The 11,762-nt window shown below is 47.1% G+C and carries 8 protein-coding genes; 2 read left to right on the forward strand and 6 right to left on the reverse strand.

Annotation, left to right across the window (positions count from 1 at the left end; translation table 11 throughout):
• Positions 1-38: 38 nt before the first annotated feature.
• The 5 genes from hutG to hutP form a co-directional block, all read right to left on the reverse strand.
• Positions 39-989, reverse strand: a complete 951-nt coding sequence (gene hutG / locus D5S11_RS11090; RefSeq protein WP_017418560.1) for a formimidoylglutamase — start codon at positions 987-989, stop codon at positions 39-41.
• Positions 982-2,247 (reverse strand): imidazolonepropionase, encoded by a 1,266-nt coding sequence (hutI, locus tag D5S11_RS11095; protein ID WP_108725230.1) that lies wholly within the window; start codon positions 2,245-2,247, stop codon positions 982-984. The genes hutG and hutI overlap by 8 nt, the downstream gene beginning before the upstream one ends.
• Position 2,248: 1 nt before the next feature.
• Positions 2,249-3,913, reverse strand: coding sequence for a urocanate hydratase (hutU, locus tag D5S11_RS11100; protein WP_012118819.1), 1,665 nt, complete (start codon positions 3,911-3,913; stop codon positions 2,249-2,251).
• Positions 3,910-5,448, reverse strand: a complete 1,539-nt coding sequence (gene hutH / locus D5S11_RS11105; protein WP_007407811.1) for a histidine ammonia-lyase — start codon at positions 5,446-5,448, stop codon at positions 3,910-3,912. Before hutH ends, hutU begins: the two co-directional genes overlap by 4 nt.
• Positions 5,449-5,560: 112 nt before the next feature.
• The gene (gene hutP / locus D5S11_RS11110; RefSeq protein ID WP_007407810.1) at positions 5,561-6,007 is read right to left on the reverse strand and encodes a histidine utilization transcription antiterminator HutP; all 447 of its coding nucleotides are present in this window, start codon (positions 6,005-6,007) and stop codon (positions 5,561-5,563) included.
• 241 nt (positions 6,008-6,248) lie between these two features.
• Between hutP and abnB the strand changes: the two genes are divergently transcribed.
• Complete coding sequence (gene abnB / locus D5S11_RS11115; RefSeq protein WP_108725231.1) at positions 6,249-7,655, forward strand: arabinan endo-1,5-alpha-L-arabinosidase AbnB; 1,407 nt, start codon at positions 6,249-6,251, stop codon at positions 7,653-7,655.
• Between the two features lie 179 nt (positions 7,656-7,834).
• Positions 7,835-8,224: a (deoxy)nucleoside triphosphate pyrophosphohydrolase gene (locus D5S11_RS11120; protein ID WP_032869321.1), complete on the forward strand. Its 390-nt coding sequence runs from the start codon at positions 7,835-7,837 to the stop codon at positions 8,222-8,224.
• On the opposite strand, the gene D5S11_RS11125 is transcribed toward D5S11_RS11120, so the two are convergent.
• Positions 8,213-11,344: a DUF3427 domain-containing protein gene (locus D5S11_RS11125; protein ID WP_108725232.1), complete on the reverse strand. Its 3,132-nt coding sequence runs from the start codon at positions 11,342-11,344 to the stop codon at positions 8,213-8,215. The genes D5S11_RS11120 and D5S11_RS11125 overlap by 12 nt on opposite strands.
• Positions 11,345-11,762 lie beyond the last annotated feature (418 nt).

An 11,762-nucleotide genomic window follows, 5' to 3' on the forward strand; every position in this document is an offset into this window, starting at 1 on the left:
TCTTCCGGCAGCCGAGAGCACGCGTGCCGGATTTGATTTTAACGTGACAATTTAAATCCCTTTAATGCATGTAAAATGACGTGTGCGGCTGCCCGGCTTGTCATATCGCGAAAATCAAGTGTCGGATCAACCTCAACGATCTCAATACCCGAGATGTCAGCCTCCTGGGCTAAAAACCTGACCGCCTGAAGCAGTTCCTCGGTATACAGACCTCCGGGGCCGATCGCGGGACAGCCGGGCGCATGAGCTTGATCCAGCACATCCATATCAACCGAAATAAAAATGGCGTCGGCTCTTTTTTGAACGGCCGGCAAGACCTCTTGTATCGTTCGGAGGAGCCCTTTCTCCCGGATCATCTCCATTGTATGCACGTCTGCCTGCCGTTCTTTTACATATTGTTCGTATGCCAAGCTGTTGCTGAACTCCCTGATCCCAAGCTGAATCAGGTTTTGTCCGCTTATGATATTTTCATCTAACAGCCGGCGGAATGGCGTGCCGTTTGTCGGTCCTCCGTCTTCTGTGTTGCGGACGTCGTGGTGGGCGTCGAATTGAAAGACGGCTGTTGTTCCTTTCGTTTCCGCAATGGCTTTAATGGTGGAATAACTAATGGAGTTGTCGCCGCCGAGAATGACGGGCACCCAGTCAGGCTGGTCCGTCAGAATGTCATGAATGGTCCGATAAATGTGTTCGTGAGATGTGACGACATCCGTGACGTGAATCTGAATATCGCCGATATCGTAAAGATGGTCAATGACATGCTCCCGCAGCTCCGCGGAATAAGCGGAAATCCCGCCGAGCGCCCGGCGGATCGCACCGGGTGCAAAGCAGGCGCCGGAATGGCTGATTGACGACTTAGAAAGCGGAACGCCGATCAAAGCCGGCCCTTTGATCGTTTGTCCCGCCCACGCTTCCGTCACATCGCCGATCCTTGTCACATGGCGGTCGTTGAAGAGGGAGCCGGCTTTTTGCAGAAACGGATACTTATCCAAGAGCGGCTCCCTCCCTTGAGACAACCGTCTTTCCATTCTTGATGACACGGCGGACATGATTGACGCCGTAATGATACGGGATATACATGTAATTCGGCGCTTCCCAAATGACAATGTCAGCCGCCCGTCCGGCTTTAATTTGTCCGGCCTCTTCGCCTTTTCCGATCGCATACGCGGCATTAACGGTGACAGCGTGCCAGATTTCTTCCGCGGTCATTTTTAAATGAAGCGCGGCAATCGACATAATGAGCTGGAGATTTTCCGTCGGTGAGCTGCCCGGGTTGAAGTCAGTCGCCAAACTGACCCGTACGCCCGCATCAATCATCTCCCGGGCTCTCGCATAAGTGTGTTTGCCGAGATAGAAAGTCGTGCCCGGCAGCAGGACGGCGATCGTTCCGGACGCCGCTAGCTTTTCGATGCCTTCGTCAGACGCCCCCACCAAATGATCGGCAGAAACAGCATGCAGCTCTGCCGCCAATTCCGCGCCGCCGAGCGGGTCAATCTCATCAGCATGGATTTTCAGGCCGAAACCAGCTTCAGACGCCTTTTTCAGGTAGTCCCGTGACTGGCTGACGGTAAAGACGCCTGTTTCTGTGAATATATCGGCAAATTGCGCGAGGCCTTTTTCTTTTATTTCAGGCAAAAGCTGCAGCATGCGATTCAGAAATTCGTCAGGGCTGTTCCGGTACTCAGGCGGAATGGCGTGTGCCCCCATAAAAGTTGTGACAAGGTCGACCGGCTGGCGTTCGCCCAGTTTCTTCGCCGCGGTCAGCTGTTTCAGTTCCGTGTCTTTGTCGAGTCCGTACCCGCTTTTTACTTCTGCCGTCGTGATGCCGTATAACAGCATGCGTCCGAGGTGAAAAAGCCCTTTTTCAATCAGTTCTTCTTCGGAAGCGGCTTTCGTGTCTTTGACCGTTGACAAAATACCGCCGCCTTGCGCCAAAATATCCAAATAGGACATGCCCTGAATTTTTAAATTCAGTTCTTTTTCCCGGGACCCTCCGAATACAAGATGGGTATGGGGATCGACGAGGCCGGGGGTGACGAGCCGTCCCCCGCAGTCGATGATGTCTCTTGCCTCGTATCCTTCCTCCGCTCCTTGATGTCCGGCAAAAACAATGCGCCCGTCGTGAATGCCGATGACGGCATCTTCCGTGACATGAAGATCCTGCATGCTTCCGCCTGATCGGGGGCCGCCGGATTCCATCGTCAGCAGCTGGCCGATGTTGGTGAGTATGGTATCTATTTGTTTCGGCATGTTACCGCTCCTTTTTCATCGGTATCATAATGTCTTGTTCCTCGGCGACTTGAGCCGCTTTTTCATAACCTGCGTCCGCATGGCGGATGATGCCCATTCCCGGATCGCTTGTCAGAACGCGGGAAAGCCGCTGTTCCGCAAGGATGCTGCCGTCAGCGACCGCGACCATTCCCGCGTGAAGGGAATACCCCATGCCGACGCCCCCGCCGTGGTGAAAAGAAACCCAGCTTGCGCCTGAGGCCGTGTTGATCAGCGCGTTCAGCACCGCCCAATCGCCGACCGCGTCGCTTCCGTCTTTCATCGCTTCTGTTTCCCGATTCGGAGAGGCGACAGATCCGCAGTCTAAATGGTCTCTTCCGATGACGATCGGGGCTTTCAGCTCGCCGTTTCTGACCAATTCATTGATGGCGAGCCCCATCTTTTCCCGTTCACCGTAGCCGAGCCAGCAAATACGGGACGGCAGGCCTTGGAATGTGACTTTTTTCTGTGCCATGTCAATCCAGCGGTGAAGGGCTTGATTTTCTGGAAACAGCTCTTTTAATAAAGCGTCCGTGCGGTATATATCTTCAGGGTCTCCCGACAGCGCGGCCCAGCGGAACGGCCCTTTTCCTTCACAAAATAAAGGCCGGATGTAGGCGGGAACGAATCCCGGAAAATCAAAAGCATCGGCGAGACCCTCATCTTTGGCAGCCTGGCGGATATTGTTGCCGTAATCAAAGACGACGGCACCTTTTTTCTTGAAGGCGAGCATGGCTTCCACATGCTTTTTCATACTCTGCTTGGAAAGCCTTACGTATAATTCAGGCTGATCCCGGCGCAGGCGGTCGGCCTCTTCAAGTGAGTATCCTGCCGGAATATAGCCGATCAGCGGGTCGTGAGCGGAAGTCTGATCGGTCACGATGTCAATATGGACCCCGCGGTTCAAAAGCTCATGATGCACCTCAGCCGCATTGCCGAGAAGGCCGATCGATAAAGGCTCTCCGGCTTGTCTGGCTGCTTCGGCCCAGCGCAGCGCTTCGTCAATTGATGCTGTTTTACGGTCGCAATAGTTTGTTTCAATGCGTTTATCAATCCGTGTTTCATCCGCTTCAACGGCGATGACGACGCCATCATTCATTGTGACGGACAGCGGCTGGGCGCCTCCCATTCCGCCAAGTCCGGCCGTCAGCGTAAGGGTTCCTTTCAGACTGCCGCCGAAATGCTGTCTCGCAAGCTCCGCAAAGGTTTCATAGGTGCCTTGCAAAATACCTTGTGAGCCGATATAAATCCAGCTGCCAGCCGTCATCTGCCCGTACATCATCAGCCCTTTTTTCTCAAGGTCATGGAAATGCTCCCAATCCGCCCATTTCGGCACGAGAACCGAATTAGCCAGCAGGACGCGGGGCGCGCGGCTGTGCGTGCGGAACAATCCGACAGGTTTTCCGGATTGGATCAGCAGTGTTTCATCATCTTTTAACATTTTGAGGGAACGCTCAATCGCGTGAAAAGCATCCCAGTTTCGTGCGGCCTTGCCTATGCCGCCGTATACGATCAAATCCTCCGGCTTTTCGGCAACCTCCGGGTCAAGGTTGTTTCGGAGCATGCGGAGCACGGCTTCCTGCTCCCATCCTAAGCATTCAAGTTCGGTGCCGCGGCCGGCGCGGATTGATTTCTTTACATCAGTCATCTTGTAAGTCCCCCTTCATTGGTCATCAGTTTTTGGTGATGCTCATTCGGCAGAAAAGACTCCTTCTTCAGCCAGTCACTCAGATGCTCGATGTCATAAGAAAACACGCGGTCTTCTTGTATGGACGGCACGATGTTTCTCATTTCGTGATAGAGCTGTTTTGTGTACGAGGCGCAATGTTCCGCACCCCGGTACTCCACGGCCTGCAGCGCGCAAATGGCTTCAACGGCAAGCACCCGTCTCGTATTCGCAATGATCTGGTAGGCGTGCCTTGAGGCGATGGTTCCCATGCTGACGTGATCCTCCTGGTTTGCCGATGAAGGAATGGAATCGACACTGGCGGGATGGGCCAGGGTTTTATTTTCTGACACGAGGGAGGCCGCCGCATATTGCATGATCATCGCTCCGGATTGTAAGCCGGGCTGCGGGCTCAGAAAGGGCGGCAGGTCATTCAGCTGCGGATTCACAAGCCGTTCGATCCGGCGTTCAGAAATATTCGCAAGCTCGGCCGCCGCCACTTTGAGAAAATCCATGGCAAAGGCGATCGGCTGTCCGTGAAAGTTTCCGCCTGAGATGATTTTGGCGCCGTCTTCGAAAATGAGCGGGTTATCTGTCGCGGCATTCATCTCAATTTCTAATTTTTCTTTTACATAGGCTAATGTCTGCCATGATGCGCCGTGGACTTGAGGAATACAGCGGATCGAATAGGCGTCCTGGACACGCAGCTCCCCTTGGACGGTCGTCAGCTTGCTGTCTGACAAGTAATAGCGGATTCGCTCTGCGACATCCATCTGTTCCTGATAACCGCGGGCGGCATGAATGTCCTCGTCAAACGCATCGATAATGCCCTGAAGGCCTTCGATCGTTAAGCTCGCAATCCGTTCCGACTGATAGGCCAGCTTTTCGGCTTCGAGGTAAGCGATCAGCCCCATCGCGGTCATGGCCTGCGTTCCGTTGATCAGCGCGAGTCCTTCCTTAGAGGTCAGGACGGCCGGCTGAAGGGTTGTCTGTTCTAAAGCATGAGCTGTCGGCATCCGGGCCCCTTCGTAAAAGACTTCGCCTTGACCGATAAGCGCCAGTGCGAGATGAGAAAGCGGCGCCAAATCCCCGCTCGCCCCCAGTGACCCTTGCTGCGGGATGACCGGGTGAATGCGATGATTGAGATACGCGAGCAGTTGATCAATCAGCTCAGTCCGCACGCCGGAAAAGCCTTTCAGCAGGGCATTGGCGCGCAAAAGCAGCATGGCCCGCGATACAGATTCCGGAAACGGATCACCGACGCCGCACGCGTGAGAAAGAATCAGATTCAGCTGCAGATCCGCGGCGTCTTCTTTTTGAATCAGCACATCGCTGAACTTGCCGAATCCCGTCGTAATCCCGTAAATGGTCTTCTCCTCTTGAACGATCCGTTCAACCGCCGCCCTGCTTTTTTTCACACGTTCCATGCTTTCGGCAGATGCTTGAACCTCTTCAAAATCAAACAGCACACGCTGGGCATCTGCGGTTGTCAGTGAGGAACCGTCTAACGTCACCATCATTTCAACCCCTTTTCCTTTACTTTGATAAAGCGCCCATACAAAAAGGAGCTATGCCATGAAAATGATATTTCACGCATAGCCCCCTATCATCTGAAATCTATGGGCTGATTCATATGTGATTAATTCCGACTCCGAATGTTTCGTGCTCAAGCCCCTTAATCGGAGCTCCGATCGTGCCGTAAAGTGAAACGGCGATCCAATCGCCTTCCGCCTCGCTTTCATACGGATTTCCCCGCAAGACGGCAAACTTCAGGCCCACGGTACGAAGCAGCGAGCCAAGCAGCATTTCGCCCCTCGTCACTCCGTGCAAAGCTTCCATTGTAGCGTGATACAGCGCATGTGATTCGCGATAACCCTCAGATTGAATGACGCCGCTCTTTTTGGAAGCGGTTTCAATTGCAGCTACCACCTTATGCGCATCCATTGAACCCACCCTGCCGAGACAGACTTTCCAGCCGTCCCGTTCCAGCCGTCTGATCTGCTGGTTTTCTTCAGTCTCATGAAGCAGAAGAAGGACGGATAAGCGCCCGATGCGGCGGTCTTTGTGTAAGGTCATATATGCTTCACTCAATTCTTAAATATTCTGATAACTAGTAACTGTTTTTTATATTAAGTGTTTGCGAATCAGAAGTCAAAACTTTTTTTCCAGTCTTTCACAAATCAGATTGTTATCGAAGTAAAGCGGTACATCGCGAAGCCGGCGCTGTTGATCACATATTTCCGCCATCCGCGTCATAAAATGGAGCGTTGTCTTGAAAGCGTTTTAAGAAAAGAAGAGAGCGAGGAGATTTCAGAAAATGAAAACCAGTTTCTTTCGTGTGTGCCTGGTCTCAGCAGCGGTCATCGGATTCACTCTGCCGCAGGCAAAAGCCCAGCATCCGGTTTTTTCAGAGGTCAGCGTGCATGATCCGTCCGTCATCAAAACAGGAGATACATATTATGTATTCGGCTCGCATTTGGCTTCCGCCAAGTCGAAAAACCTGATGCAGTGGCAGCAGATGTCTTCAAGCGTCAATCCCAATAATCCCCTGATCCCGAACGTCTACACCGAATTAAAAGAGACATTCGACTGGGCCCAGTCTGATACGTTGTGGGCGCCGGATGTCGCCCAGCTGGCTGACGGGAAATATTACATGTACTATAACGCCTGTAAAGGAGACTCGCCGCGATCCGCTCTCGGTGTCGCCGTGAGTGACAAAATCGAAGGACCCTACAAGAACAAAGGCATCTTTTTGAAATCGGGCATGGAAGGAAAAAGCGAAGACGGCACGACGTATCATGCAAACGTTCACCCGAACGTCGTAGATCCGCAAACGTTTTTTGACCATAAAGGCAAGCTCTGGATGGTGTACGGCTCTTACTCCGGCGGAATTTTCATACTGGAAATGAATCCGAAAACCGGTTTCCCGCTCCCGAACCAAGGCTACGGAAAAAAACTTCTCGGCGGAAATCACAGCAGAATCGAAGGCCCGTACATCAGCTACAATCCGGAAACGAAATATTACTATCTGTATCTGTCATTCGGCGGACTTGACGCAGCCGGCGGTTATCATATGCGTGTGGCGCGCTCTAAAAATCCGGACGGTCCGTACTATGACGCCGCAGGCCATAACATGCTTGATGCCAAAGGAAAAGACGGCAGTTTCTTCGACGACAAAGCAATTGAACCGTACGGGGTCAAACTCATGGGCGGCTACAGCTTCGCCTCACAATCTGAAAAAGGCACGGGCTACGTATCGCCGGGACACAACTCCGTGTTTTACGACGGGAAAACGAAACGATCATACCTCATTTTCCACACCCGTTTCCCGAACAGAGGCGAAGAGCACGAAGTCAGAGTACATCGGCTGTACATGAACAAAGACGGATGGCCCGTTGCAGCGCCATACCGCTACGCGGGAGAACCGGATACACAGATATCGGCATCCGCCGCATCCGGAGCCTACAAACTCATCCAGCACGGAAAAGACATTACAGCTACGATCAAAACCCCAAAAAATATCCGGCTTAACAACGACGGCACCATTTCCGGGGAAATGACCGGAACCTGGACAAAAACGGACAGCAGCAAAGCCCGAATCAACCTGAACGGCACAAATTATGACGGCGTCTTCCTGAAAGAATGGGACTCAGCGAGAGAGAAAGAAGTTGTGACGTTTAGTGTGCTGAGCGGTGATGGGGAGGCTGTTTGGGGAGTGAAGTAAATTAGCACCTACTCCATTTTGGAGGGTGCTTTTTTCTTGCTAATTAGGAGAATGACCTTCTATTGCTTTTAATAAACCATTTGAATTATGATGGATTCAACCTCTATCGTTTACAGTGAACAGTATAAAATTGAAAAATTTGAATACATACCTAAGAAAAAACGAAAGGAAGTTTAATTTTGAAAGAAACAATAAAAGTAGCCGCCGCAGTCATACAAAATGAAAACAATGAAATTCTATGTGCTCTACGTTCTCCAACAATGTCTCTGCCTAATCTGTGGGAGTTTCCTGGTGGAAAGCTTGAAGAAGGGGAGAATGCACGAGAAGCACTTGTAAGAGAAATTGAAGAGGAACTTGACTGTAAAATTGTTGCGGGCGATGTAATAGCCGATATTCATCATGAATATGAGAAGGTCATCGTCAATTTAATTTCAATAAAAGCGAAGATTGTATCAGGGGAGCCGGTAGCAAAAGAGCATGCGGAATTCAGATGGGTGCCTATACGTGAGCTAGAATCACTAGAGTGGGCACCCGCTGATCTTCCGACCGTATCTGCCTTAATTCGTTAAATCCACATACAAGTTTTCTGGGACAGGCTGATGGAGCTTCCATTTGACATTCATTGGCTTGTCTCCGTGGCTTGATACGTAATCCGCTTCTCCTACATAAATAAATGGTAAAGTGATGTTGTGCATTTCAGTGAATTTCCTCACAAATAAATGAATATGGTATCCTTTTTCCTTATGGTGAATAAAGTTTTGCCCTACGCTTGATGTATGTGAGGTTTGGTTTTGACTTTGCCAGTGAAAATGGCTAGGATCAATAAAATAATCTTTATATAGCAAATGATCTTCTACTTTTTCTGACTTATTCAAATTGATAAAGATTAAATAGTGATTTTTAACTCTACGTACACCCTCTCGCCAAGTCCCTTCCTGATCAGTTGACTGAAAAAGATAAATGAGCTCATTTCTTGTATAGGTTTGATACATTGTAAGCTTAATCTCTTTTGAAGCAAGGGCGTCTATATTGTTCATACGTCTAAATTCAATCATTCCATAGTGGACGCGCTCCTTAATATACGGTCCGAATAATGGATCGTTTAATATCTCGCTCACTTCTGGATCTAACTTGAATGTATCACCTTGTAATGTACCAAAGCGCCAATTCTGTTTTTGATCTGATTTCGTTAAACGCTCCATTGCTCGCTGAATGAGGTCATCATGTGTATCTGTTGTGATTTGAATATGAAACTGTTTTTCTAACGATTCTTTTACATCTTCTATTGTGATGATATTTTTGTGAAAACCGCTCTGTAAAATTAACCATTCATAAGGCCATTTAATAGGTAATTGCTGTTCTAATTTTGCTACTATCCCTACAACCAAGGGGTTATTGAGAATTCCTTCATCTGTAACATTCAAATCGTCCATTTTCTTTTTGGTCTGTACCCACGATTTGTATTTCTTTATAAAAAAGGTAAGCCCAGGTGCCTGTTCAGAGTATAGAAAATCAATTAATTCTGGAGAGCGTCCTAGCTCTTGTTTAAATTGCTTGTATAACGTTTTCAGCATGGCATCTGAATTTAGTTTAATATGATCGATCTTATTTAAAATTTCTTTCTTCGTTACGGCTGAAAGGTCAACATAAGATCCCCCAGGTAAATCTGAAAACTCATGCGTCACGGCCACTCGGAGGGAATCTTTATCAAACGATTTTTGGCTTGTTTGTCCAGATAGTGCGAGTGGAATAACAAATGACTTTTGATAGTTTCCGATAAAATCCAGTATCGTTACAAACTCTTTGTCGTCTGTTTTTCTAAGCCCCCGTCCTAATTGCTGAATGAAAATCGTTGGTGATTCTGTTGGTCTAAGGAACAATAGTAGATTGAGTTTTGGAATATCTATTCCTTCGTTGAAAATATCTACTGTAAATATAAGTTCTAAACTGTGGTGCGGGTCCTCCAAATGACGAATGACCTCTTGTCTTTTTGCAGGAGAATCATTTCCTGTTAAGTAAGTTGTATAAAATCCCAATTTATTAAATTCATCACTCATGTATATTGCGTGTTCGACGTTTGTACAGAAACCTAAGCCAACCATTTTCTCGCCGTGGAATCCATACATGTTGATCATCTTAATGATATATTCTACTCGTTTATGAGTTTTTAAATGATCTACTAGCGATTTCTCTTCGTACAGTCCATTTTTCACTTTTACTTTTTCGTAATCTACAGTATGATCTGAAATTCCAAAATAGTGAAATGGTGCAAGTAGCTCTGCCTTTAGAGCATCGCGGAGTCTAATTTCATAAACAACATTATGATCACAAATCTGAAGCACATCTTTACCGTCAAGACGCTCTGGTGTTGCAGTTAAACCTAATAAAAACTTTGGTGTAAAGTAGTTTAATACAGCTTGATAGGTAGATGCTTCTGCATGGTGGAATTCATCAATCACAATGTAGTCAAATTCATCTGTTGAAAAGGATTCCAATGTTTCTTTTTTATGTAGCGTTTGTACAGTGCTAAATAAAAAACGCTTATCTCTTTCTTTTTTCGTTCCACTCAATAAACCAAAATCTTCATGATTATTGGTGACTTTCTGGAATGTTTCGATTGCTTTTGTAAGTAACTCTTCCCGGTGGGCAAGAAAAAGATATTTATTTGGTTTAAATTGCTCAAAATCAAATGCTGCTAAAAATGTTTTTCCGGTTCCAGTGGCGGCGATGATGACTGCTTTTGTCTCCCCTTCGTTTCTTGTTTTTTTAAGGTTTCGTAACGCTTCCTTTTGCATGGCATTCGGGGACATTTTCGTTTTGTAAAGAGAGTTTTGAGCAGCAAAGGAAGCACTTACCTTTTGGCTTCCTGCTTGGAATTCCTCATAGGCTTGTAAAAATTGTTCGTCAACAGGCTGTGTCTTTTCATTCCAAACAGTGTCAAACAAATCTTTTGTTTGTTGATAAACGGGGAGATATCTGGTTTCAGGTAGTCTAACATTTAACTCATACCCGGTCGTAAGTGCAGCTTGTGATAGATTTGAAGATCCTACAATGACACTATGCTGTCCAGAACAGCGTTCAAATAAGTATGCTTTCGTATGGAAAGATTTTTTATATTCATTTACAATTTTCAACTCAACATTTTCAAATTGAAGAAGATGTCTTAACGCTTTCGGTTCTGTAATACCCATATAGGTAGATGTAATGATGCGTACAGGGACATGTCTTTTAGCAAGCTCCTGAAGCGGAGGGATCAAAAGCTGAACACCAGACCACCTTGTAAAACTAACCATAAAGTCTACCCGATCCGCCGTTAACATCTCGTGTTTTAATGCTTTGAAAAAGTTATCATGAGTTTGATGATTTCCTAGCAGTTTCAGACGATGTAGAGAGAATTCCTCTGAAATAGGAAGTTCCATTTCGTTTAAACTATAAAGCACTGTGGAAAGTGGTAATGAAAAATTCGTATGTTGTCCAAGCTGAGAGGCAACTTTCTCGCTCAGCTGAATCGCTTGTTCATATTGATCTTGATCCACAAGTGTTTGAAATGTCTCGCTCAGTTGTTTTGCCGTATGTAAAGTCAAAACCTCTGCATATTCTTTAGGGCCAACCGGTTGAATGCGATGTGATGTTGGATAAAGTTTTTGTTGTTGCTGAATTTCCTCATGGAAGCCTCTATGATTTCTCATCATAATCTCCTTTTTTATATCAATAATTCCATTTTATCACTACTCTTACCAATAGGTAATACTAAAAAAGAAGAGAATAAAGTCCTATTTATTAAGCGTTTAAAAAATAACGCTGAGGTAGTTTGGTGGAGTATGGAGTATTCTTACATTGAAAATGGGGTTACTGTTGAGGTAATGGGCTTGAATTGACTGCATGATCTAGTATTTGCTCTTATCAACTGGAAGTAGGTACTACTTTAACCGTTGTGGACAAACTAGAGAAGTGTGAAATTAAAGTAGAGAAGAGGAATTAGGGCGCAATTTAACTTAAAGCTACTTTATCAGAGGTACTTAACATGAGGGTTCTTTTAGTTAATATAGTAGATGGGAACAATATTTTAATGCCTTTATATATTTGACTAGTATATTTTTAAAAATG

It is taken from the genome of Bacillus sp. L75, from assembly GCF_003676355.1.
GTDB classification, from domain to species: domain Bacteria; phylum Bacillota; class Bacilli; order Bacillales; family Bacillaceae; genus Bacillus; species Bacillus velezensis.

What these genes read in the sequence shown, in the direction of transcription:
- hutI (WP_108725230.1), bottom strand. Translation starts at nt 2,247, where the DNA reads ATGCCGAAACAAATAGATACCATACTCACCAACATCGGCCAGCTGCTG.
- hutU (WP_012118819.1), bottom strand. Translation starts at nt 3,913, where the DNA reads ATGACTGATGTAAAGAAATCAATCCGCGCCGGCCGCGGCACCGAACTT.
- hutH (WP_007407811.1), bottom strand. Translation starts at nt 5,448, where the DNA reads ATGGTGACGTTAGACGGTTCCTCACTGACAACCGCAGATGCCCAGCGT.
- hutP (WP_007407810.1), bottom strand. Translation starts at nt 6,007, where the DNA reads ATGACCTTACACAAAGACCGCCGCATCGGGCGCTTATCCGTCCTTCTT.
- abnB (WP_108725231.1), top strand. Translation starts at nt 6,249, where the DNA reads ATGAAAACCAGTTTCTTTCGTGTGTGCCTGGTCTCAGCAGCGGTCATC.
- D5S11_RS11125 (WP_108725232.1), bottom strand. Translation starts at nt 11,344, where the DNA reads ATGAGAAATCATAGAGGCTTCCATGAGGAAATTCAGCAACAACAAAAA.